The organism is Micromonospora sp. IBSANI012, assembly GCF_052814045.1.
Map to the genome: position 1 here is coordinate 2,098,583 of NZ_CP199933.1, position 22,116 is coordinate 2,120,698.

At 71.5% G+C, this 22,116-nt stretch carries 17 protein-coding genes and 2 pseudogenes; 11 read left to right on the forward strand and 8 right to left on the reverse strand.

Features of this window, described 5'->3' with window-relative positions; genetic code table 11:
* The first annotated feature begins 98 nt into the window (after window positions 1-98).
* The 4 genes and pseudogenes from ACTWM8_RS09895 to ACTWM8_RS09910 all read left to right on the forward strand — a co-directional run bounded on the left by ACTWM8_RS09895 (window position 99) and on the right by ACTWM8_RS09910 (window position 2,611).
* Window positions 99-1,079, forward strand: a complete 981-nt coding sequence (locus tag ACTWM8_RS09895) for an ATP-binding cassette domain-containing protein (protein WP_446213535.1) — start codon at window positions 99-101, stop codon at window positions 1,077-1,079.
* A complete protein-coding gene (locus ACTWM8_RS09900) occupies window positions 1,076-1,867 on the forward strand; it encodes an ABC transporter permease (protein WP_446213536.1) in 792 nt (263 codons plus the stop codon). The genes ACTWM8_RS09895 and ACTWM8_RS09900 overlap by 4 nt, the downstream gene beginning before the upstream one ends.
* A gap of 43 nt (window positions 1,868-1,910) precedes the next feature.
* Window positions 1,911-2,048, forward strand: a pseudogene (locus ACTWM8_RS09905) (transposase); the annotation flags it as partial.
* A gap of 110 nt (window positions 2,049-2,158) precedes the next feature.
* Window positions 2,159-2,611, forward strand: coding sequence for an iron chaperone (locus ACTWM8_RS09910; RefSeq protein ID WP_446213537.1), 453 nt, complete (start codon window positions 2,159-2,161; stop codon window positions 2,609-2,611).
* 65 nt (window positions 2,612-2,676) lie between these two features.
* Here the strand turns inward: ACTWM8_RS09910 and ACTWM8_RS09915 are convergent, their stop codons facing one another.
* Both ACTWM8_RS09915 and ACTWM8_RS09920 read right to left on the reverse strand, forming a co-directional pair.
* Window positions 2,677-3,339, reverse strand: a complete 663-nt coding sequence (locus tag ACTWM8_RS09915; RefSeq protein ID WP_446213538.1) for a response regulator — start codon at window positions 3,337-3,339, stop codon at window positions 2,677-2,679.
* Window positions 3,336-4,463, reverse strand: a complete 1,128-nt coding sequence (locus tag ACTWM8_RS09920) for a sensor histidine kinase (protein WP_446213539.1) — start codon at window positions 4,461-4,463, stop codon at window positions 3,336-3,338. The genes ACTWM8_RS09915 and ACTWM8_RS09920 overlap by 4 nt, the downstream gene beginning before the upstream one ends.
* A gap of 218 nt (window positions 4,464-4,681) precedes the next feature.
* On the opposite strand from ACTWM8_RS09920, the gene ACTWM8_RS09925 reads away from it, so the two are divergent.
* The gene (locus tag ACTWM8_RS09925) at window positions 4,682-5,095 is read left to right on the forward strand and encodes a DUF6223 family protein (RefSeq protein ID WP_446213540.1); all 414 of its coding nucleotides are present in this window, start codon (window positions 4,682-4,684) and stop codon (window positions 5,093-5,095) included.
* 56 nt (window positions 5,096-5,151) lie between these two features.
* On the opposite strand, the gene ACTWM8_RS09930 is transcribed toward ACTWM8_RS09925, so the two are convergent.
* Together ACTWM8_RS09930 and ACTWM8_RS09935 are read right to left on the reverse strand one after the other, a co-directional pair.
* Window positions 5,152-5,553, reverse strand: a complete 402-nt coding sequence (locus tag ACTWM8_RS09930) for a VOC family protein (protein WP_446213541.1) — start codon at window positions 5,551-5,553, stop codon at window positions 5,152-5,154.
* A 483-nt stretch (window positions 5,554-6,036) separates the two neighbouring features.
* Window positions 6,037-6,396: a VOC family protein gene (locus ACTWM8_RS09935; protein ID WP_446213542.1), complete on the reverse strand. Its 360-nt coding sequence runs from the start codon at window positions 6,394-6,396 to the stop codon at window positions 6,037-6,039.
* A 17-nt stretch (window positions 6,397-6,413) separates the two neighbouring features.
* Here ACTWM8_RS09935 and ACTWM8_RS09940 point away from each other — a divergent pair.
* Window positions 6,414-6,763: pseudogene (locus ACTWM8_RS09940) on the forward strand (response regulator transcription factor).
* Between the two features lie 97 nt (window positions 6,764-6,860).
* Here the strand turns inward: ACTWM8_RS09940 and ACTWM8_RS09945 are convergent.
* From ACTWM8_RS09945 to ACTWM8_RS09960, 4 genes are all read right to left on the reverse strand, one after another.
* The gene (locus ACTWM8_RS09945; RefSeq protein ID WP_446213543.1) at window positions 6,861-7,340 is read right to left on the reverse strand and encodes a hypothetical protein; all 480 of its coding nucleotides are present in this window, start codon (window positions 7,338-7,340) and stop codon (window positions 6,861-6,863) included.
* A 393-nt stretch (window positions 7,341-7,733) separates the two neighbouring features.
* Entirely contained in the window at window positions 7,734-10,928 is a 3,195-nt protein-coding gene (locus ACTWM8_RS09950) for a glycosyltransferase (RefSeq protein WP_446213544.1), read from the reverse strand.
* 107 nt (window positions 10,929-11,035) lie between these two features.
* Window positions 11,036-11,485 (reverse strand): hypothetical protein, encoded by a 450-nt coding sequence (locus tag ACTWM8_RS09955; RefSeq protein ID WP_446213545.1) that lies wholly within the window; start codon window positions 11,483-11,485, stop codon window positions 11,036-11,038.
* 443 nt (window positions 11,486-11,928) lie between these two features.
* Window positions 11,929-13,554, reverse strand: a complete 1,626-nt coding sequence (locus tag ACTWM8_RS09960; protein ID WP_446213546.1) for a glycoside hydrolase domain-containing protein — start codon at window positions 13,552-13,554, stop codon at window positions 11,929-11,931.
* Between the two features lie 459 nt (window positions 13,555-14,013).
* Between ACTWM8_RS09960 and ACTWM8_RS09965 the strand changes: the two genes are divergently transcribed.
* The 5 genes from ACTWM8_RS09965 to ACTWM8_RS09985 all read left to right on the forward strand — a co-directional run bounded on the left by ACTWM8_RS09965 (window position 14,014) and on the right by ACTWM8_RS09985 (window position 22,097).
* Window positions 14,014-14,235, forward strand: a complete 222-nt coding sequence (locus ACTWM8_RS09965) for a carboxymuconolactone decarboxylase family protein (RefSeq protein ID WP_446214514.1) — start codon at window positions 14,014-14,016, stop codon at window positions 14,233-14,235.
* A 67-nt stretch (window positions 14,236-14,302) separates the two neighbouring features.
* Window positions 14,303-15,490, forward strand: a complete 1,188-nt coding sequence (locus tag ACTWM8_RS09970) for a low temperature requirement protein A (protein ID WP_446213547.1) — start codon at window positions 14,303-14,305, stop codon at window positions 15,488-15,490.
* Between the two features lie 154 nt (window positions 15,491-15,644).
* Window positions 15,645-18,458: a BTAD domain-containing putative transcriptional regulator gene (locus tag ACTWM8_RS09975; protein ID WP_446213548.1), complete on the forward strand. Its 2,814-nt coding sequence runs from the start codon at window positions 15,645-15,647 to the stop codon at window positions 18,456-18,458.
* 159 nt (window positions 18,459-18,617) lie between these two features.
* Window positions 18,618-19,097 carry a sigma-70 family RNA polymerase sigma factor gene (locus ACTWM8_RS09980; protein ID WP_446213549.1) on the forward strand — a complete coding sequence of 160 codons (480 nt, stop codon included), beginning with the start codon at window positions 18,618-18,620 and terminating at the stop codon, window positions 19,095-19,097.
* Between the two features lie 120 nt (window positions 19,098-19,217).
* Window positions 19,218-22,097, forward strand: coding sequence for an AfsR/SARP family transcriptional regulator (locus tag ACTWM8_RS09985; RefSeq protein ID WP_446213550.1), 2,880 nt, complete (start codon window positions 19,218-19,220; stop codon window positions 22,095-22,097).
* Window positions 22,098-22,116 lie beyond the last annotated feature (19 nt).

Sequence of the window (22,116 nt, forward strand, 5' to 3'; positions counted from 1 at the left end):
GACGTGCGCCTTCTTACCCCCGGTCCGCCCACGTGGCCCGACCGGCGATGGCGCGCGCCCCCGTACCCGTGCAACGCCCTCGATCAGTGGAGGAAGCAATGGCGGTAACCACCGCGACGCGGCCGGCCATCTCGGTGTCCGGCCTGCGCAAGACGTTCGGGGACAAGGTCGTCCTCGACGGCATCGATCTCATGGTCACCGAGGGAACGGTCTTCTCGCTGCTCGGGCCCAACGGCGCGGGCAAGACCACCATGGTGCGGATCCTGTCCACCCTGGTGCCCGCCGACGCCGGATCGGTCCGCGTCGCCGGCCACGACCTCACCAAGGAGCCCGACCGAGTACGGGCGGCGATCGGCGTGACCGGCCAGTTCTCCGCCGTCGACAACCTCCTCACCGGCGAGGAGAACCTCAGGCTGATGGCCGACCTGAACCACCTCGGCCGCACCGAGGGCAGGCGCCGCATCGCCCAGCTGATAGACCGCTTCGACCTCGGTGAGATGGCGCGCAAGCCCGCCTCCGTCTACTCCGGCGGCATGCGCCGCCGCCTGGACCTCGCGATGACCCTGGTCGGCGACCCGCGCCTGATCTTCCTCGACGAGCCCACCACCGGCCTCGACCCCCGCAGCCGGCACGGGATGTGGCAGATCATCCGCGGACTCGTCGCCGAGGGCGTCACCGTGTTCCTGACCACCCAGTACCTCGACGAAGCCGACGAGCTCGCCAACCGCATCGCCGTACTCGACCACGGCCGCATCGTCATCGAGGGCACCCCCGACGAACTGAAGCGCCGCACCCCCGGCGGACACATTCTGCTGCGCTTCACCGACCCCACCGCGCTGGACACCGCCGCCCGCACGCTCACCGTCGCCCAGCGCGACGACGTCGCCTTCACCCTGCAGATCCCGAGCGACGGCGACGTCCGCTCACTGCGGGCCGTGCTCGACCGGCTCGACGACGCACACGTCGAGGTCGACCAACTCTCGATCCACACTCCCGACCTGGACGACGTCTTCTTCGCCTTCACCGGCACGCCCGCATCCGCCGCCGCAGGGCACGACATCACCGAGGGACACCGATGACCAGCCTCGCCTACACCCTGACCGACTCGGCGACCATGCTCCGCCGACAGATCCGCCACATCCAGCGCTATCCCTCGCTGACCGGGATGCTGATCGGCCTCCCGGTCGTCTTCCTGCTGCTGTTCGTCTACGTCTTCGGCGCGACCCTCGGCGCCGGACTCCCCGGCGGAGGCGGCGACCGCAGCGCCTACATCAACTACCTGGTGCCCGGCATCCTGCTGTTCAGCGTGACCGGCGCCGCACAAGGCACCGCCATCTCCATCGCGATGGACACCACCGAGGGCATTGTCGACCGCTTCCGCACCATGGCCATCTCCCGCGCCGCTCTCCTGACCGGACACGTCCTCGGCAGTCTGATACAGACCATGCTCTGCATCGCCGTCGTGCTCGCCGTCTCACTGGCCATCGGCTTCCGGTCCACCGCCACCCCGCTCGAGTGGCTTGCCGCCGCCGGCGTGCTCGCCGCGATCGCGTTCGCGCTCATCTGGCTGTCCGTCGCGCTCGGCCTCGTCAGCGACAGCGTCGAGACCGCCAGCAACCTGCCCATGTTCCTGACCCTGCTGCCGTTCCTGGGCAGCGGCTTCGTGCCCACCGACACCATGCCCGTCGGCCTGCGGTGGTTCGCCGACTACCAGCCGTTCACGCCGGTGATCGAGACGCTGCGCGGGCTGCTGCTCGGCACGGGAATCGGCAACAGCGCGGCGATCGCGCTGGCCTGGTGCGCGGCGATCTCGCTGCTGTCCTACCTGTGGGCCAAGCACTCGTTCCACAAGCGGGCGGCCCGCTAGGGCGTTTCCTGCCTGGTAGCGGTGAGTCGTTGACGATGTGCCGGTGGTGCGTGGTGAGTTGACCGATGAGGCGTGGGCGGTGATCGCGCCGCTGCTTCCCGAGCCTGGTGGGTCGCGGGGGCGGTGGCGGGATCATCGGCAGGTCATCAACGGGATCTTCTCTACTCGAACGCCTCGTCCGGGTCTGCCATCTGATCAGGAATCGAGAAGCGCCAGGGTGTCGTCGGGCCCTAGCCTTTTCCCAGGTAGCCGGCATCACGCCGAACCTTCATGGCAAAGGGGAGCCCGAGAATGTCCGCGAAGAATTCCACCACCGTGTCCGACGGCTTCAGCGCTGATGAGCGTGCCGCGATGAAGGAGCGCGCCGCCGAGCTGCGCGCCGAGGGCAAGAAGGGGGCCAAGAAGGCCGACGGGCTGCAAGCGCTCCTCGACAGGATCGCGCAGATGGCGCCGGAAGATCGTGCGCTCGCCGAGCGGGTGCATGTGACGGTGACGGCTGCCGCCCCGGAGCTGTCGCCGAAGACCTGGTACGGGATGCCTGCCTACGTGAACGAGGACGGCAAAGTTGTCGTCTTCTTCCAGGACTCGGGCAAGTTCAACTACCGGTACTCGACCCTGGGCTTCCAGGACACGGCCAACCTCGACGACGGAGACCTGTGGCCGGTGGCGTACGCACTGCAGAAGTGGAGCCCCGCGGTGGAGAAGAAGGTTGTCGAGCTGGTGAAGGCCGCAGTCTCCTCCTGACCCCTGCGGCCGGGGCGTTCAGTAAGAGGAGCCTCGGCGGGCAGGCCTGCACCGCACCGTGGATGTCAGGAGTTGCGCGGGGCTGCCAGGCCGGATTCATAGGCGAGGACCACGAGTTGGGCGCGGTCGCGGGCGTGGAGCTTGGTCATGGCTCGGTTGATGTGGGTTTTCGCGGTCAGCGGGCTGATCACCATGCGGTCGGCGATCTGGTCGTTCGACAGGCCCTGGGCGACCAGGGCGACGGCCTCGCGTTCGCGGCTGGTCAGCTCGTCCAGCCCGCCGTCGGTGGCGGTGTGCAGCGGCTGGTTGACGTACCGGTTGATCAGCCGGCGGGTGATCGACGGTGCGAGCAGGGCGTCGCCGCGCGCGGCGACGCGTACGGAATGGAGGAAGTCCTCCGGTTGGATGTCCTTGACGAGGAATCCGGCCGCGCCGGCGCGCAGCGCGTTGAAGACGTATTCATCCAGGCCGTAGTTGGTCAGGATGACGACGTGCACCCGGGCCAGGGTCGGGTCCGCGGCGATGCGCCGGGTCGCCTCGATGCCGTCGATGACCGGCATCTGAATGTCGATGAGCGCGATGTCGGGCAGGTGTTCTCTGGCCAGCGCCAGGCACTCGCTCCCGTCGGCGGCCTCGGCCACCACCTCGATGTCGTCCTCGAGGTCGAGGAGCGCGCGGAATCCGCTGCGAATGAGCGGCTGGTCGTCGACCAGCAGGACACGGATCATGATGTCTGGTCCACGGGGAGTTCGGCCCGGACGGTGAAGCCGCCCTCGCTGCGCGGCTCCGCGCGCAGGCGGCCGCCGAGGGCGGTGACTCGTTCGCGCATCCCGAGCAGCCCGACGCCGGGCATCGGCGCGGTGCCCGGCATGGCCTTGCCGTCGTCATCGACCTGTATGGCGAGGACGTCGGGACGGCAGTCGATCCGGACCGACGCCGTAGCCGCGGCGGCGTGACGGGCGATGTTGGTCAGCGACTCCTGAACGATCCGGTAGGCGGTCCGGCCCACCGCGGCCGGCACGTCGTGCCGCTGTCCCTCGATCGTCAGCGTCGCCTCCAGGCCGGTCCTGCCAGCCCGCTCCACCAGCTCCGGGATGTGGTCGAGCCCGTGCGGCGGGGTGGTGTCGTCGTCGCGCAGCGCCTCCAGGGTCGCTCGCAGCTCCCGGGCCGCCTCACGACCGGCCTCCCGGATCGCCAGCAGGGACTCCGGCACCGGTTCACCCCGCTTGCGGGCCACGTGGACGGCGACTTCGGCCTGCACCTTGATGACCGAGATCTGGTGGGTGAGCGAATCGTGCAGCTCCCGCGCGATGTGCAGCCGCTCCTCATCGGCGCGACGCCGTGCGGTCTCCTCCCGGGTGCGCTCGGCTTCATCCGCCCGCCGTTCGGCCTGCCGCAGCGCCTCCCCGGCGGCGCCGGCAGCGACCAGCCAGGCGATTTCGAGGGCGCCTCGGGCCTGCGCGAGCGCCTCGCCCGTGTCGTGCAGGCCCGACGCCAGGGCCGCCAGGGGGAGGGCGGCCAGCAGGGTCACGCTCGCCGCCACCGTGATGATGCGGTGTCCCGCCCGCACGGCTGCGTACACCGCGAAGAGGTACGCGACGGCAGGCACGTCGAAACCGGCCGCCTGGTAACCCACCGCGCACAACCCGGTCACGGCCAGCACGGGAACCGGAGCCCGGCGACGCGCGGCGAGCGCCACCCCACCCGCCGCCAACAGCGCGTAGCCGAGCAGGCCGACGTTCGTGGCGGACTGCTGTCCGGACAGCCCGGCGACCAGCAGCGCCGCCGCCACGCCGACGGCGATCGCCCAGTCTCGGACCCCGGCCGGTACACCGAACCGTCCTCTGTCCATGCGCGCACCCTAGCCGGACGCCGCTGCGAGCGAATCCCGCTCGCGGACGAGTGGCGGTATACCGCGCCCGCAGTACCTTCGCGGCGCCTGCGGCATCCGCGGCAGCCGGCTACGGCATCGGCGGCAGCGCGAATTGCCTGCGTCAGCAGGACGACCGGCGGTGGGTCCAGCGGACAGGATCAGGCGACGTCCAGTCGTCAGAGGAGAAGGAGCACCTCATGTCCGTCCGTCACCTGCTTGCCGCCGCCATGCTCGGAGATTTCGGGCATGCCACACCGTCGACCGCGCACGCTTTGGTTCAGCCGGCCGTCGTCGATTCCTACACCTTGACCGCCGGGCGTCTCTGGTCCCTGGTGGCCGCGCTGCTGGGGCTGGTCGGCGTGGTCATCGGTGGGCTGGCTCTGGCCCGCTCCGCCGGTGGTATCGGCGCCGGCACTAGGGGAAGAGGGGCCATCGTGGCCCTGGCGGCGGGGCTGGCCGCCGCGGTGATCGGCGGGCTGGTTGTGGCCGGCGCCGATGGTGGTCCCGGTACCGGCGGCGGAATAGTCGGCGGCTTCGTGGCCCTGGTGGTGGGGCTGATCGCCATGGTCCTCGGCGGCCTGGGCCTGGCCCGCTCCCGCCGCACCGGCTGACCGAGCCTCCTCGAACCGGCACGAAGGCCAGCAGATCTTTTCACGGCGGGCTGCGGTCAGGTGGTTGGCGTGGCGGACTTGTGGGCGGGTTGGAACAGCTCGATCAGGTTGCCGGCGGGGTCGGCGAGCAGGATCTGCCGCCCGCCGGGCCCGGAGACCGGCTCACTGCGGAACGACAACCCCGCGCCACGGAGTCGGTCGATCTCAGCGTCCAGGTCGTCAACAATGAGGTGGATGCGATTGCGGCCCGGGCTGGTGGCGTCGTTGGGAGTGGCGCGGGCGCCGGAACTGGCCGGCCCGGACAGCAGCAGCCGCAGCGGGCCGCGCAGCACGTCAGCGAACGCGGGCGCGGCGCTGGTGTTCAGGGTGAAGCCGAGATGGGTGGTGTAGAAGTCGACGGCCGTCTGGACGTCATCAACGAGGTAACGGACGTTGGCGTACTGGTCGGACGCTGTCACGACTGAATCTCCTTCAAGCGCTGGTGGCGGTGAGCACGGGCGGCAGGTGCCTGACGCGGGTGTCGATGTCGGTCGCGGTGTGCGGGAAGGCGGGGTAGCTGGTCTGGTCGGTGTTGCCGGCCGTGACGGGGTCGGGGATGGTCCGGTGAGCCCGCCGGGGATGGTTCGGAATTCGGGGCAGGCCTCGCGGGCCTTGTCGCACCGGCTGATCACGTAGTCGGACCGGCGGCCGGTCACTGTGTCCAAGTGCCGGGGCGCTGGCCGGTGATGTCGATGCCGAACTCGTCATGTAGCACCAGTATGGCCACCTCGACCTGGTCGCCGGTGCGCTGGCCGTAGCAGGGCCTCGGCGATCGGTGAGCGGGCGCTGTTGCCTGTGTAGACGATCAGCACGCCGACGCGGGGAGGGCGCCGCAGATCCCCCGGGGGTGTGTGCTTCCGTGCCTGGATGAATCTTTGGGTTAACGGCGCCTTCGGCAGCCTTCAGCTGAGCTGCTCGGCCAGTGCGACGATGATGCCCTCGGGGCCGCGGACGTAACAGAGCCGGTAGCTCTCCTCGTACTGCGCCACCTCGCCAACGAGTTCGGCGCCGTGGGTGCGCAGGCGGGTAAGGACGTCCTCAATGTCATCGACGGCGAACATGATGCGACGTATGCCCAGCGTGTTCGCCGGTGCGTTCTCCGGCTCAGCGCTGACCGCCGTCGGCGTGTGGAACGTCGTCAGCTCAAGCCGGCCGTGGCCGTCAGGGGTCCGCATCATTGCGATGTCGACTCGGACGTCGTCGAGCCCGACGACGCGGTCGACCCAACGTCCCGCGACTGGCGCCTCGCCCTCCAGCTCCATACCCAGTTCGACAAAGAATGCAATTCATCCTCAAGGACGCCGGACCGGCGCTGCTGGTCGAGGCGGTCCGCGCCGCCCACCAGGGCGACGCGCTCGTCTCCCCGGCGGTGACCCTGCGGCTGCTCAAGCACGTCACGTCCGATGTCCGGCCGACCACCGGCAAGCCCTCCACGCTCACCGAACGGGAACTCGAGGTGGTCCGGGAGATCGCCCGGGGACGCACGAACCGCGAGATCGCCGCCGACTGTTCATCTCGCTGAGCACGGTCAAGAGCCACGTCTCCGGGATCCAGACGAAGCTGGACGCCCGCAACCGGGTCGAGATCGCCGCGTGGGCGTGGGAGAACCGCACCGTGGAGCGCACCTGAGGGACAGGACCGGAGGCTCCACGGCGAAGTGACGTGACCCGCCCGGATCCGCGACAGCACGCTCGTCAGCCGGGAACGCGGTGGGACGGGTCTTCGGTCAGCGTCCGAGCCGGCAGTGCGGGACCAGTCCGGACGGCGGCCGGGAGGACCGGCCGGCGCCGACCAGGGCCACATCGAGGAAGGCGCCGACCCCGACCTGCGCCACGAGGGCCAGGTGGGTGATCAACAGCAGCCGACGCGTCGTCTCCTCCGAATCACTGGCCGTCGCCGCCGGTCGTGCATGGTCGCGCCGGGAGAGGAAGCCGAGCAGGCTCGGGTCCGCCCGTGCCCACCGCGCGAGCCCGGCGCCGGGCGGCACCGGGAGCGGCCAGTGGACAGACCCGGGCGGGCCGAGTTCCTCGGCCAGTAGTTCGGCGGTGTGGTCGAGAACCTGGTCCGCCCACGGCCGGGGCAGGCGTCGCAGGCGGCTGACCGCCGCCTCGAAACCCGCCCGATCCGATGCGCCGGCCGCGCGGACCCCGTCCACCACGGCGCTCCACAGTGCCCGCTCGGTCGGCGTGTTCGGCGGATACGACATGCTGTCTCCTCTCGGTCCTCGGTCCTCGGCCCTCGGTGCTCGGCACGGGGGCGGGCCTTTCGCCGACGCCCCGGTGTCGGGGACGCCCGCCCTGTAGATGGCCGGCACGGGCCCCGTAGGAGGGCGAAGGCCCGTGCCGGCCGTGGTGACCACCCAAGTCACCGTCTTCCCGCTCGCGGGCGTCCGGATGGATCGTGTCCGTGTCCGGTCGGCCCGCGGCGGCGTCCTGCCCGCCGGGCAACCGTCCGCCCCCGTCGTTTGCGGACGCGTCGGCTCCCGGTGTCGGCACCCCCGGAACTGTGGCGGGGGAGGCTCGCCGACATGAGTCCAATAATACGACAAAATTAACTGAATGTTACGTTTTCCCATGCATGGGACATGCGTGTCGCCTGGTCACCGCATGGCGGCCGCCTCCTGCTGTCGAACGCCCGCCGCGGTGACGCCACCCGGGTGCTCCCCGCCCGACTGAGCGGGTGGGAGCGCCCTCAAGGGACGTGCCCAGGGCAGCAGACGGGGCCGACGCCGGGCGCTGACGTCCTCGATCCAGCCCAGGGCCAGGACCACACCGGCGACGATCACCAGGGCCACCGCCAGGTAGCCCGCCTTGCCCAGCCGCCAGAGGCCCATGGAGTCGCCGACGGCGAAGCAGACCGCGATGGCGGCGTTGTGCCAGAGGTAGATGGTCAGGGCCCGGCTGTTCAACGCCGTCACCAACCGGTTGAGCGGCCGGATCCGGGTCAGCCAGCCCATCGGGGGCGTGACCCGGAGCAGGACGAGCACGAAGGCCAACGACCAGAACGCCTGGGCGACGGGGATGTCGTTGAGGTCCAGGCCCCCGCCGGGGTGGGTGGCGAGCCAGCCGAGCGCGAACCCGAGGCACCCGGCTGCGGCCGCCAGCAGCGCCGGCAGCGGAAGCCGCCGCAGCCGGCCGTCGCGGTGCGCGAAACCCACCAACCAGCAGGCGCCGAACGTCGCCAGGTCGGTCAGCGCCGACCCCACCGGCCCGCCGGGTGACGGGTCAGCCGTCTGCAGCACCACCACGGCGGCCAGCGGGATGAGTACGGACCCGACCGGCCACCGCCGGTACACCGCGAGCAGCAAGGGGGAGAGCAGCACCAGCCACAGGTACGCCACGAGGTACCAGAGCACCCCCGTCACGTCCGCCGCCCACTCGTTGCCCGGCGGCTGCACCAGCGGAACCAGCCAGCTCAACAGCGCCGGCCAGGCCGGCCGGTCGGACCAGCCGTGCCAGACCATCACGGGCACCAGCACGAGCCCCATCGCCCAGAGGGCCGGCAGCAGGCGGCGCAGGCGGCTGATGACCGCCCGGTCCGGCGCCCGGTCCAGCGAGGCGGCCATCAGCGAACCGCCCAGCGCGAACATCACCCCCATGGCGGGGAAGACGAAGCTCAGCCAGGCGGCGCCGAACATGTGGTACACGATGACGCGGCCCAGCGCCACGGCCCGTAGCGTGTCGAACCAGCGGTCCCGGGCCGGGCGTCCTCCCGTGCCACCGTCCGTCGACGCGGCTGGCGCGGCCTGGTGGTCCACGACGTCGCCGGCGCGCTTGACCTTGCGCCAACCCAGGCGGGAGCCGGTCACCGCCGTCACCACGGACCGGGCCAGTACCAGGTACATCAGCTGGCGGTAGGCGAACTGCTGAATCGGCAGGGTGAGCAGCGGGCGCAGCGGTTCCCCGTCGAGCCGGAAGGCCACCGCCGCGGTCAGGGCCTGCACGACCAGCATCGCGACCCACGCCAGGGCCGTCGTTTTCGTGTCCATGAAGACGAGCCCGTACAGGGCGAGCAGGTCGAGCACCGGACCGAGCAGGGGCAGTACCACGCCGAAGAGGGCGAGCATGGGCAGGCCGAAGCGGCCGAAGCGGCCCGAGGCGCCGCGGTCGAACACCGCGCTCCGGTGCTTCCACATCGCCTGCAGGGTGCCGTAACTCCACCGGCAGCGCTGTCGCCACAGGTCGCCCAGCGACGCGGGCGCCTCCGTCCAGGCGCGGGCGCGGTCCTGGTACACCACCCGCCAGCCGGCCCGGAGGACCGCCATGGTGACGTCGGTGTCCTCGGCCAGCGTGTCGCCGCTCATCCCGCCGACACCCGTCAGGGCGCGCCGGCGGAAGGCCGCGATCGCCCCCGGCACCGTCGGTAGGCAGCCGAGCGTCTCGTAGAACCGGCGGTCCAGGCTGAAGCCGATGACGTACTCGATGTGCTGCCACTTGCCGAGCATCCCGTGCCGATTGGTGACCTTCACGTTTCCGGCCACCGCGCCGATCCGCGGATCGGTGAACGGTTCGACGAGCCTGCGGATCGCGTCCGGCTCGAAGACGGTGTCCGCGTCGACGGTCACGATGATGTCGTGCGAGGCGTACAGGAGCCCGGTGTTGAGGGCGCTCGCCTTGCCTCCGTTGGGCTTGCGGATGACCCGCACGGTGTCGAGGCCGAGCGCGTCAACGAGGTCGGCCGTGCCGTCGGTCGAACCGTCGTCGACCACGATCACCTCGATGCCCGGGTGGTCGTTGGCGGCCAGCGAACGAACCGTGGCAACGATGCCAGCCCGTTCGTTGTAGGCGGGCACGATCACCGACACCGGTGCGGTGGTGACCCCCCAGGGCCAGCGGTGCACCCGCCGTCGCCGCGCGAGTTTGCGGGCGAGCAGGACCAGCAGCAGCGTCCGAGCCAGCATGAGCGCCCCGACCACCACGAAGAGGACGGCCAGACCTCGCAGGATCGAATCGGCCAGCACGATCGCCCAGCGAATCGGGGCCGCCCGCCAGCGGTCTGCGGTCGACGCCGGGACGTTGCCGACGAAGGCTTCCGCCCCCGGCCGCGCCCGGTTCATCCCGTCGCTCACCGTGGTGAAACTGTAGCCCCGTGCCTGCATCACGGGAATGAACCTGTCCAGTGCGGCGATGGTCTGCGACCGGTCGCCGCCGGCGTCGTGCAGCAGCACCACGGCACCCGCACCCTCGGCCGGCGTCATGTTCCGCACGATCGCGTCCACGCCGGGGCGGGCCCAGTCCTGGCTGTCGATGTCGTTCACCGCGGTCAGGTAGCCGAGTCGGGCGGCCGCCCGGATGACCGGCCAGCTCGAGTCGTCGACGGCGCTGGGCAGCGACGAGTAGGGAAACCGCAGGAGGTTGGTGCGTACGCCGGCTGCGTCCACGATCGCCATCTGGGTCTGTGCGTACTCCATCCGCTGCCGCCAGCTCGGCAGCGCGCTCACGTCCGGGTGGGTGAACGTGTGCACACCGAGCTCGTGCCCCTCCGCGACGGTCCGCCGGGCCAGGTCCCGGTGCCTGGCCGACTGCGAACCGATCACGAAGAACGTGGCCCTGGCCCGGTGCCGCCGCAGGACGTCGAGCACCTTGGGGGTCCAGGTGGGATCCGGCCCGTCGTCGAAGGTGAGTGCGATGGTCTTCGCGCGCATCCGGTAGGACCGGGGTTGCTCGCCCCGAACGTCGAGGACCGGGCCGCCGCTCAGGATGTCCGTCGGAACGGTGAGCTGGTCCTCGGACTCGCCCACGTGGTCGGGCCTGAACGCCGCATTCGCGTACGCCTCGACCAGGAGCACAGACACGATCACCGTCAACAGGGACGCGCAGACGAACCGGCCGGTCCACAGACCGGGGCGGCCGGACCTGCGCCGTCCGGGTGGGCCACTGGCGCGAGGGCGGCTCCGAACGGTCATCCGACCGGCCCCGGGCCGGGAACGGGCAGGGCCGGCGAGGCCGGTACCGGTACCGGCACCGGTTCAATTTCAATGCCCTCGGCGGTCGAAGGCGCGTCGGACTTGGGCCGGTGGGGTGCGGGATCGAGCGGCTGGGCTGGCAGGTCCGGCTCTTTGGGCATCGGCTTCCGGAGGGCTGAACGCGGTGGCCGGTCCACCGTGTCCGGAAGCCCCTCCGCCCTCTGTCGGTACGCGGCGTCGAGTGGCGATGGCGTGCTGGCCGGCGGGCGTCCATTGCGATCGAGCAGAACACCGCCGACGGTGAGCGGCCCGGGTTGCGCCGGCGCCGGCGGACCGGGCAGCAGGCCGCTCCCGGCCATCGGCAGGTACGTCAGCGACGCGAGGGCGACCATCACTCCCGCCCGTCCGATCCGTCGCCGGCGGGTCCCGGTGACATCGACGAACACCGGTCGGACGGGTCCGGACGGGAGGGTTGGCGAAGCGAACTGCGGGCGGCGGGGGAGTCCATCGAAAGAGACGCGAGAGGGCACCGGTCGAGGTTACGAGTCCGCTGATTGGGCATATGTCCTGATTGCCCAATCAAGCGGTCCGTGGATGTACCACTATCTGCATATTCGTATATCGGGGCATAGAAACCCTAAACAAGACATCTAAACCTTGAGCGACTGAAGAGAACGCCGGGGTTGAAAATACCGGAGCCCTGAGGGACGAAACAGGACACAGAGGTCGAAAACGCTTGGGCAAGCCGCGAGTGAGGCAGCCTCATACCCGCCGAGCCTGGGCGGTCCTGTGGGCCGGTAGGGCCAGCCAGTCTGCGCGCCCTGCCCGCCGACGGGCTCGCGGTGTCCGACGCCGACGCTCGATGCCGCCGCTCGGGAACGGCCGTACTTCACAGCAGAGGTTGCATCCCGCCCCAGCTCACACCGAGCCGGATTCTGGCGGCGAAGCTCGTGCCCTGACCGCGGTAGAAGTACAGGTAGCTCGTGGACTTCTCGATGGCGAGCAGATCCGGGTAGCCGTCGCGGTTGAAGTCACCGACGCCGACCAGGTCACGCATGCTGTTCCAGGCGGTGCCGACCTGCAGCTTCGTACCGAGCCCGCCTGCCCGTCCCGGGTAGAGGAAGAGGTTGCCGGTGGACTTCTGCCGGGCGAGGAGGTCTTGGTAGCCGTCGCGGTTGAAGTCGCCGATTCCGGTGAGTTCGTCCATGGTGTTCCAACCGGTTCCGAGACTCGTTCGTGGACCGAACGACGTGCCGCGGCCCGGGTACAGGTACAGGTATCCGGTGGAGGCCTGCACGGCGAGCACGTCCCGGTAGCCGTCCCGGTTGATGTCGTTGGCCGGGGTGATCTCGCGCATGGAGTTCCAGCCGGTACCGAGGCGGATCGGACTGCCCCACCCCGACGGCGTGTGCGGATACAGCCACAGATAGCCGGTCGCCTTGGCGCGGGCGATGACGTCCCCGTGGCCGTCCCCGGTGAAGTCCGTCCGGATGATGACATCCATGCCGTTCCATCCCGTGCCGATGGTCGTGCGGATGCCGAGGGCCGTCCCGTTGCCGGGGTAGAGATACAGGTTCCCCGTGGAGGGCTGGCGGCTCAACAGGTCGGACCAGCCGTTGCCGTTGAAGTCGCCGAAGGGAGTCGCCGGGATGGGAGCGACGTCAAGGTAATCGTTGTCGATGTTGATCGTCACCCCGCCCCACGTCTCGGTGTGGTCGCCTCGGTACTGCTTCATCCGCCGCTGGGGAGACCAGTACGAGTTGGGGATGGCCGGGTCGGACACGGTGGCGGCTCCGTCCCAGCGGGCGAAGTCCAGGTAGTCGGGGCGGACGTAGCCGGGGGTGTTGTAGGCCGCGACCTGGTCGGCGACACCCGAGGCCATGCTGCTGTAGAAGCCGGAGAGGTAGCCGAGGTCGTGCAGCCGCGCCGTCCAGGCGCTCATGAACGCGAGCACCGCGGAGCGGCAGGCCGCATCGTCGGTCCGGTACGCCTCCATGTCGAAGATGAGTACGCTCGCCGGCGCCAGGCCCAGCGCCTTCGCCTGTGCGACCGCGTCGTCCGCCTGTGCGCGTCCCTGCGCCGCCGCGTTCGCCGGGTCGATGAGATAGCGCTTGTTGGACGTCGTGCACGGTGACTGCAGCCCGAGATAGATCGGCACGAGATGCCAGCCCGCAGCCTGCTGGGCGGCGACCCACGAGGCGGTCAGGTTGGGCTGTGCGCACGCGCGGTTGACACCGCCGAAGTAGATGATGATCGCCCGGTAGGGCGAGGCCGCCAGCCACGCCTGCATGGTCTCGGCCGACGGGGCGGTGCAGGCGTCGAAGCCCAGTCCGGTGAACGTGCCGGGCGACGGGCCCGTCACCGCGGCCGCCGTCGTGCGGGCGGCGCCGGCCGGGGCGGCGGCGGTGCGGTCGGAGGCCGGCGCCGCTCCGGCGAACGCCAGCAGGGTGCCGACGCCGACCAGGAGGGCGCAGCTCAGGCGGCGCGCACTTCGAGGGAAATACCTGCTGTCCATGCCGGCCTCGATTCCGGTCCAGACGACCAACCGGGTGGTCCTATCCCTCAGCGGACCAGGTGAGACGTTGTTTCACCAGAGCCGAACGGACTGGTTTCGACTGCTGCATGGAGGCGTTCCGAGCGACCGGGGCGTGGCCGACGGCTGTACTGGACCCGTACCAGTTCGTCCAGAAGACCTTCCTTGTGCCCGGGTAGATCGCGGTGGCCTTCAGTCGCAGCCGGGTCCCGCCCGCTTTGCCCTGGTAGGTGGAAGAGTGAGCATCATGGCGACCAACCATCAGGCATCTGCGGCGGCAGACCCGGGATACGCGGCCGCGCTGGACACTGCTGAGCGTCTGCTGGGCTTCCGATTGGAGCGCTTTCTCGGCGCTACCCTGGTGAGCCGGCTAACGGTGCGGACTTCAAGCGGATCGCGACCACGCACGCCTTCGGCGACGTCTGGCCGCGCACCGAGCATCTGGACACGCGGACGCGGGCACTGGTGTCGGTGACCATCGCGGCGACACTCGGCGTCCTGGAGCCGCTACGCGGTCAGCTCCGCATCGCGCTCCACGTCGGTGCCACCAAGGAAGAGATCGCCGAGGTCTTCCTCCAGGTCGCGGTCTACGCCGGCGTAGCACGCGCCTTCGACGGCTATCAGGTCGCGGCCCAGGTCTTTGCCGAGGGCCCGGAGCGCTGAGACGCAGGTTTGTGATCGTGCGATCCGGCCTTGAGCCTGGTACAAATACGGCAGAACAGGCGAGCCTATGACGACCGGCAGGGCGCGCGGGCTGTTGCGCGGGCGGGGAGATCCCCGGGCAACGTACCTGGAACTGTTCTTTGACCTGGCCTTTGTCTTCGCGCTCGCACAGCTTTCGTACGCGCTGGTCCACAATCTCGCGTGGAGCGGTGCCTTCCAAGCGATGGTGCTGTTGCTGGCCGTCTGGTGGGTGTGGTTCACCACGGCTTGGACAACCGAGTTGTTCGACCCGCAGCGGCCGGAGGTCCAGGTCCTGGCCATCGCGATCATGATCGGCGCCCTGGTGATGGCGATCGCGCTGCCCGATGCGTTCAGCGAGCGGGGTCTGATCTTCGCGGGCGCGTACGTTGCCATCCACATCGGCCGCGATATCTTCCTCGTGATCGCTCTGCGGAATCACGAGCTACGCCGAGGCCCCCGCAGGCTGCTGTTCTGGTTCGGCGTCTCCGCGCTGCCGTGGATCGCGGGGGCGCTCGCACATGGCACGGCACGTGGGGCGTTGTGGACCCTGGCTGTGGTCCTGGACTACGCCGCATATGTGCTCCGGTATCCCACGCCGGGGATCGGCCGCACGCCCACCGCACTGCTACCGACCGTGGCCGAGCATCTGGCCGAACGACTTCGACAGTTCTTCATCATCGCGCTCGGCGAGTTGATCCTGGTGATCGGACTGACGCTTCGCGGCACCGGTTTCACGGCCCACCGCACCGCAGCCTTCATCGTGTCGATCACTGTCACCGTGCTGCTGTGGCGGATCTACATCTACCGCGCCGGCGAGTTGCTGTCCGCAGCCATCGCAGCGGCCCCGGACCGTGCCCGCGTCGCCCACTCCGTGTCATACACCCACCTGGCCATGGTGGCCGGCATCGTGTTCACCGCCGTCGGCGCCGACCTCTTCATCACTCATCCACTCGGGCACAGCCAGCCGGCCTGGGTCGCCGTGATGCTCGGTGGACCCGCGCTGTTCCTCGCCGGGCGGGCTGCTTTCGAATACACGGTCTTTGCCCGCGTGTCCCGTAGCCGGCTGATCGGGCTGGTCGCGTTGGCCGCCTTGACACCCGCGATGCTGCACGTGCCGCCGCTGCTGTCCGGCGTCGCCGCCACCGCCGTACTCGCCGGCGTCGCCATCTCCGACGCGGTCCGCGCCCGAGGGCACCCACCTGAGCTGCCGTTGCCACCCGGCGTACCGGCATGACTGGCGACGGCCAGGTGGATCTCAATCAGTGATGTGGGGGAGCGGTGGCTGCGGGTCAACGAGGAGTGGTTGGCCCCGCCGCTTCCGTCGCCGTCCCGGAGACCCCCGGTGGTCGAAAGGCGCGAGTGGCGGATCGCCGGTTACCGTTGCCGGTGTGCGGGCGGAGGCGGGCGAGACGATCGGTTTCTCGGTGCTCGGCTCGCTCAGGGTCGTCCGCGCCGGCGCCGAGCTGCATCTGGGTGCCCGCCAGCAGCGCCTGGTGCTCGCGTTGCTGCTGGCCCGGGCCGGTTCACCGGTCTCCCTGGCCGAGCTGGTCGACCTGCTCTGGGACGAGGAGGCCCCGGCCAGCGCCGCGAACGTCGTGCACCGGCACGTCGGGGTGCTCCGGCGGCTGCTCGAGCCCGGCCTGCCCACCCGATCGGCGGGCCGGCACATCCTCCGGGAGCTCTCGGGCTATCGGTTGCGCGCCGACGAGGACTCCCTCGACCTGCTGAAGTTCCGGTCGCTGAGCCGGCTGGCGGGCCGTAGCCTGCAGGACGGCGACCCGGAGTCGGCGCTGCGGCATTCCCTCGACGGGCTGCGGCTGTGGCGCGGCCGGTGCGCCGCGGGTCTGGAACCGGCCTCCCGCCTGCATCCCGCGTTCCTCGCCGTGGAGGCCGAACGGGCCCAGGCCGTGCGCGAGGCCGCCGACGCCGCCGAGCGCTGCGGCCGGATGAGCGCGGTGCTGGCGCCGTTGCGGCAGGCCGCCGAGCAGCACCCGCTCGACGAGTCGCTGCAGAGCCGGTTGCTGCTGGCGCTCGCCGCCGACGGCCGCCAGGCGGAAGCCGTCGAAATGTACCGGGTGGTGCGCCGCCGGCTCGCCGACGACCTGGGCATCGATCCGGGCGAGGAGCTGCGGGAGGCGTACGACCGGCTGCTGCACCAGCGCACCCGGCCGGCGCGTACCGAATCGCCGTCGCCACTTCCCCGTCCCGCGCAGCTGCCGCCGGACCTGCCCTTCTTCAGCGGCCGGGACGACCTCGTCGCCGAGGCCCGCGCGGCGATCGCGCGCCCGGGCGGGCCTGCGGTGCTCGCGATCGACGGCATGCCCGGGATCGGCAAGACCGCCCTCGCCGTCCACCTCGCCCACGAGTTCGCCGCCGGCTACCCGGACGGGCAGCTCTATGTCGACCTGCGCGGATACGACGGGCGCGAGCCGGCGATGAGCCCGGCCGAGGCGCTGCGCGGCTTCCTCGGCTCGCTCGGGGTGCCCCAGGAGGGCATTCCCGCCGAGCTGCACGCCCAGGCTGGCATGTACCGCAGCAGGCTTGCCGGCCGGCGCCTGTTGATCCTGCTCGACAACTGCCGGGACGCCGAGCAGATCCGGCACCTGCTGCCGGGCAGCCCCGGCTGTCTGGTGATCGTCACCAGCCGCAGCCGGCTCAGCACCCTGCTGACCACGGCCGGCGCCCATCCGTTGCCGGTCGGCCTGCCGAGCGTCGACGAGGCCCGCGCGGCGCTCGTGGGGCCGCTCGGTGCCGGCCGCGTCGCGGCGGACCCGGCCGCGATCGACGCCATCATCGCCAGCTGCGGGCGACTGCCGCTCGCGCTGGCCGTGGTGGGCGCCCGCGCGGCGAGCCTGCCGCGGACGCCAACGGCGCAGATCGCCGCCGAGTTGGCCCAGGCGCCCGGGAGCCTGGACGGCTTTGACGGCGAGGACCCGCAGACCGGCCTGCGGGCCATCTTCTCCTGGTCCTACCAGGCGCTCTCCGCCCCGGCCGCCCGGCTCTTCCGGCTGCTGCCGATTCATTCCGGCCCCGACATCTCGATCGCCGGGGCGGCGGGCCTGGCCGGCGTCCCGCTGCGGAGCGCGCGGGCACTGCTCGGTGAGCTGAGCCGGGCGCACCTGATCGGCGAGGACCTGCCGGGCCGCTACCGCACCCACGACCTGCTCCTGGCCTATGCCACGGAGCTCGGCGAGGAGAACGACAGCCCGGCCGAGCGTGCCGCCGCGGAGCTGCGCTGCCTGCAGTTCTACCGGGCCACCGGCTATCAGGCGCACCGACGGCTGCTGGCCTCCGAGTACCACCCGATGATCGAGCCGGGGCCGGGCGAGACGCCGCTGCGCTTCGCCGGCCACGGCGACGCCATGCGCTGGTTCACCGCCGAGCGGCAGGTCCTGATCGCGCTGGTCGGCCGGGCCGCCCGGCAGGGCCGGCACACCGAGGCCTGGCAGCTCGCCCTGGGCATGCAGCACTTCTTCGAACGCAGCGGCCGGTGGGCCGACTGGACGACGACCGGCGAGGTGGCCCTCGAGGCCGCCCGGGCGGGCGGCGACCTGGTCGGGCAGGCCCGGATGCACCGCAGCCTGGCCGGCGCGGCCTACTTCCGGCACGAGCACGAGAGCGCGGTCGGGCATCTCGACCAGGCGGTTGAGCTGCTCGCCCGGCTCGGCCTGTACGACGAGATGACCCGGGCCGGGATCAACCGGGCGATGATTCTGAGCGCCCAGGGGCGACACGAGGAGGTCGTCCGGGCGCTTTCCGCGGCGCTGGGGCCATGGGCGGCCGGAGACGACAAGCTGCTCGCGGACGTCCTGGTGATCATGGCTGCGAGTTACACCGAACTGGGCCGGGCGGAAGAGGCCGTGCGCTGCGCCGAGCAGGCGATGGCGCTGTCGCGCGGAGCGCAGTACAGGCTCGGCATCGCCGAGGCGTGGGAGGTGCTCGGCCAGGTGCATTCCGCCCGCCGGGAGCCCGGCAAGGCGGTCGACTGCTGGCGCGAGGCGGCCGTCGCTTACCAGGAGGCCTCGGCGTCGGCGCCGGCCGCGGAGGTCCTGGCGCTGCTCGGCGACGCCCTCGCCGCCGCCGGCGACCAGGACGCCGCGGTGCGGGCGTGGCAGGAGGCGCTGGCCCTGATCCCGTACGCGCAGACCCGGACCGGTCGGCGGCTGGCCGACCTGCTCGCGGCGGTGACGTCGCGTCCGTGACCGATTGCGATCGGCGACGGCACTCGATCCGCACTTACGCGTCAGTTTATTCGCATCGATCGTCCCTAGGCTCGTGCCTCATTCACCGTTGCTCCTGCCTGTGGGGGAAATATGGTGCTCAGGGCACTCGACGAATCACCGGTCGGCCGGGCTGAGCGCATGACCGCGCTGCATGCGGACCACGCCCGTGCCGTGCTGCGTCTCCTGCTCGTGCTGACCCATGGTCAGCGGCAGACCGCCGAGGATCTGCTCCAGGAGACGATGCTGCGGACCTGGCGGCACCTCGACTCGGTGCCGGCCGAGCCCGATGCCGCCCGCCGGTGGCTCTGCACCGTCGCGCGGCGGCTCGTCATCGACGGGGTCCGGCTGCGGCGGGGCCGCCCGGCCGAGGTTCATCTCGTCGACATGACCTGGATTCCCGCTGGTGACGACACCACCGGCAGCGCGCTGGCGTCGTACGCCATCCGGCACGCGCTCAGTCGGCTGAGCCCGGCGCAGCGCACTCTGCTCTCCGAGGTCTACCTGGTCGGGCGGTCACCGGAAGAGGTCGCGGGCCGGCTGGGGGTGCCGATCGGCACGGTGAAGTCCCGGACCCACTATGCGCTGCGCGCCCTGCGCACCGGTCTCAAGGCGGCCTGAGCAGGGACGACTCCGTCGGTCGGCGATCCGGCCGCTGAGTCGAAGCTCACATTGCCGCGGCGCGCCCGTCGGGCGGCGCGGGCCCTGCCATGCTATGGCGATCGTGGCAACCAGCCCTGTATGGATCGCATCGAGATGACCACCCCGCTTTCCTTCGCCGTTCTCGGCCCGGTGCGGGCCTGGCGCGGCCAGTCCGAGATCGACCTGGGTACCCGGCAGCAGCGACTGATCCTGGCGTTGCTGCTCGCCCGGGCCGGCGGCGCGGTCAGCGTCGCCGAACTCGTCGACCTGCTATGGGAGTCCGACCCCCCACCCAGCGCGGTCAACGTGGTGCACCGGCACGTCGGGGTGCTCCGGCGGCGGTTCGAGCCGGGCCTGCCGACGCGGGCAGCGGGCTCGGTGCTGATCCGCGAGGGCGCCGAATACCGGCTGCGGATCGACGGGGAGTCGCTCGACCTGCTGCGCTTCCGGCGCCTGGTCGCCCAGGCCGCCGGCAGCTCCGGCGAGCCGGCCGTCGAGCTCTACCGGGAGGCGCTGGCGCTGTGGCGCGACCGGTGCGCCTCGGGCCTGCAGACCGGCGGCCGGGCCAATCCGGAGTTCGCCGCTGTCGACGGCGAGCGGTTCGCTGCCGTCCGGGCCGCGACCGACGCCGCCCTGCGGGCCGGGTGCGTCCACGCGGTGCTGCCGGCGATTCGGCTGGCCGCCGAATACGAGCCGCTGGACGAGGCACTGCAGGCGCGGCTGCTGCTCGCGCTCGCCGCGGACGGCCGGCGGGCGGAGGCCCTCGCGGCTTACGCCGACATCGAGCACCGGCTCGCCGACGAACTCGGCATCCAGCCGGGCGGCGACCTGCGCGCGGCCCGGGACAGCCTGCTCGACCAGGACGCCCCGGCCGACGGCTCCAGGTCGCGGCGCGGCGTCGGACCGGCCTTCATTCGGTCCGGAGCGCCGCCTAGCGGCGCGGAGGCCGAATTATGGCCGCCAGCCGAGCTGCAGTTGTCGGCACCGACCCGGGCCGAGCCGCCAGTGCAGTTGCCGGCCGACCACCCCCACTTCACCGGCCGCCGCGACGTCCTGGCCGCCGCGGAGGAGCTGCTGGCCGGAGAACGGCGGACCACGGCGCTGGTCATCGACGGAATGCCCGGCGTTGGGAAGACGACCCTCGCGGTGCACCTGGCCCACCAGTTGGCCGCCCGCTACCCCGACGGCCAGTTGCACGCGGACCTGCGCGGTTTCGACTCCGGCGACTCGGTGATGACACCGGCGGAGGCGCTGCGCGGCTTCCTGTGGTCCCTCGGGGTCGCGCCCGCCGCCATCCCGGCCGAGCTGCACGCCCAGGCCGGCCTCTACCGCAGCATCCTGGCCGAGCGTCGGATGTTGATCCTGCTCGACAACTGCCGCGACTGGGACCTGATCCGGCACCTGCTGCCCGGCACTGGCGGCAGTCTCGTCATCGCCACCAGCCGCCGCCGGATCACCGGCGTGGCCGGCCAGGCGGGCGCCCACCCGCTGCACCTCGACCTGCTCACCCACGCCGAGGCCCGCGAGCTGCTCACCCGCCGGCTCGGCGACGCGGCGGCCGCCGACCCGGCCGCCGTCGACGAGATCATCGCGCGGTGCGGCGGGCTGCCGCTGGCCCTGGCCCTGGTCGCCACCCGCAGCGTCGGCCGGCCCGGGCTCAGCCTGCCCGCGGTCGCCGGCGAGCTGGCCGAGGCCAACGGCCGGCTGGCCGGCTTCGGGGACACCCACGCCGACCTGGAGGCGATCTTCTCCTGGTCCTACCGGGCCCTGACTCCCGACGCAGCCCGGCTCTTCCGGCTGCTGCCCCTGCACCCGGCCGGGGAGCTCAGCGCGGAAGCGGCGGCCGCCCTGGGCGGCCTGTCCCTGCGCTCCGCCCGCGGCCAGCTCGCCGAACTCGGGTCGCAGCTGCTGGTCGAGCCCGGCAACGGCCGGTGGCGGATGCACGATCTGCTGCGCGCCTACGCCGTGGAGCTCGGGGAGGAGCACGACGACGCGGCCGAGCGGGACGCTGCCATCGAGCGGGTCTACGACTATTACCAGCTCAGTGCGTACGCGGCGCATCTGCCCCTGCAGCCGCAGGTGCCGCTGCCGGAGCCGGAGCCGTCCGAGCGCGGGGTCACCGGGCGCGGCTTCACCGGCCGGGCCGACGCGATGGCCTGGTTCGCCGCCGAGCAGCGGGTGCTGACCGCCATCGTCGCGCGGGCCCAGGAGCGCGGCCGGCCCCGCACGGCCTGGCAGATCGCGTTGGCCCTGCAGAACTTCTTCCAGGACACCGCGCAGTTCCGGCTGTGGGCGGCAACGATGAGCACCGGCCTCGCCGCGACCGGGGACGACCCCGCCGCCCAGGCCCTGCTGCACCGCAGCCTCGCCGGCGCCTGCTACTTCCTGGCCGATCTGGACCGCGGGCTGTCGCACCTGCAGCACGCCCGGGCGCTCTTCGAGCGGCTCGGCCGGCGCAACGAGCAGGGCCACGCGGAGAACAACATCGCCGAGATCCGGCTGGACCAGCGGCGCTACCACGAGGCGATCCGGCATGCCGAGGCCGCGCGGGCGCTCTTTCGCGCCGAGGGCAACGTGCGGGGCGCCACCAACGCCCTGCTGATCATCGCGCGGGCACAGGGCTGGCTCGGCCGGCACGCCGAGGCGCTGGGCATGTTCGTCGAGGCGCGGCGACAGTTCGAGGCCCTCGGCGACCTGCACGGGACGGGCACCACCCAGGCCTGGCTGGCGCACACGTACTCGATGTTCGACGACCTGCCGCACGCGATGGCCACCTGGCAGCAGGCGATCGACATCTTCCGCGACGCCCGGGCCACCCACCACACGGCGGAGGTGCTGGTTTCCATCGGCGACTTCCACTCGGCCAACGGCGACCCGGCCCTGGCCGGGCAGGCGTGGGGCGAGGCCCTCGCCGAACTCGACGGGACGGACTCGCCGATGGCCCGGCGGATCCGCGACCGGCTGCTCTGGCACCGGTGACCCGGACGCGGCGCCGGTG

Coding starts and splice junctions, on each gene's coding strand:
- ACTWM8_RS09895 (WP_446213535.1), top strand. CDS start 99: ATGGCGGTAACCACCGCGACGCGGCCGGCCATCTCGGTGTCCGGCCTG.
- ACTWM8_RS09900 (WP_446213536.1), top strand. CDS start 1,076: ATGACCAGCCTCGCCTACACCCTGACCGACTCGGCGACCATGCTCCGC.
- ACTWM8_RS09910 (WP_446213537.1), top strand. CDS start 2,159: ATGTCCGCGAAGAATTCCACCACCGTGTCCGACGGCTTCAGCGCTGAT.
- ACTWM8_RS09915 (WP_446213538.1), bottom strand. CDS start 3,339: ATGATCCGTGTCCTGCTGGTCGACGACCAGCCGCTCATTCGCAGCGGA.
- ACTWM8_RS09920 (WP_446213539.1), bottom strand. CDS start 4,463: ATGGACAGAGGACGGTTCGGTGTACCGGCCGGGGTCCGAGACTGGGCG.
- ACTWM8_RS09925 (WP_446213540.1), top strand. CDS start 4,682: ATGTCCGTCCGTCACCTGCTTGCCGCCGCCATGCTCGGAGATTTCGGG.
- ACTWM8_RS09935 (WP_446213542.1), bottom strand. CDS start 6,396: ATGGAGCTGGAGGGCGAGGCGCCAGTCGCGGGACGTTGGGTCGACCGC.
- ACTWM8_RS09945 (WP_446213543.1), bottom strand. CDS start 7,340: ATGTCGTATCCGCCGAACACGCCGACCGAGCGGGCACTGTGGAGCGCC.
- ACTWM8_RS09960 (WP_446213546.1), bottom strand. CDS start 13,554: ATGGACAGCAGGTATTTCCCTCGAAGTGCGCGCCGCCTGAGCTGCGCC.
- ACTWM8_RS09970 (WP_446213547.1), top strand. CDS start 14,303: ATGACGACCGGCAGGGCGCGCGGGCTGTTGCGCGGGCGGGGAGATCCC.
- ACTWM8_RS09980 (WP_446213549.1), top strand. CDS start 18,618: ATGACCGCGCTGCATGCGGACCACGCCCGTGCCGTGCTGCGTCTCCTG.
- ACTWM8_RS09985 (WP_446213550.1), top strand. CDS start 19,218: ATGGATCGCATCGAGATGACCACCCCGCTTTCCTTCGCCGTTCTCGGC.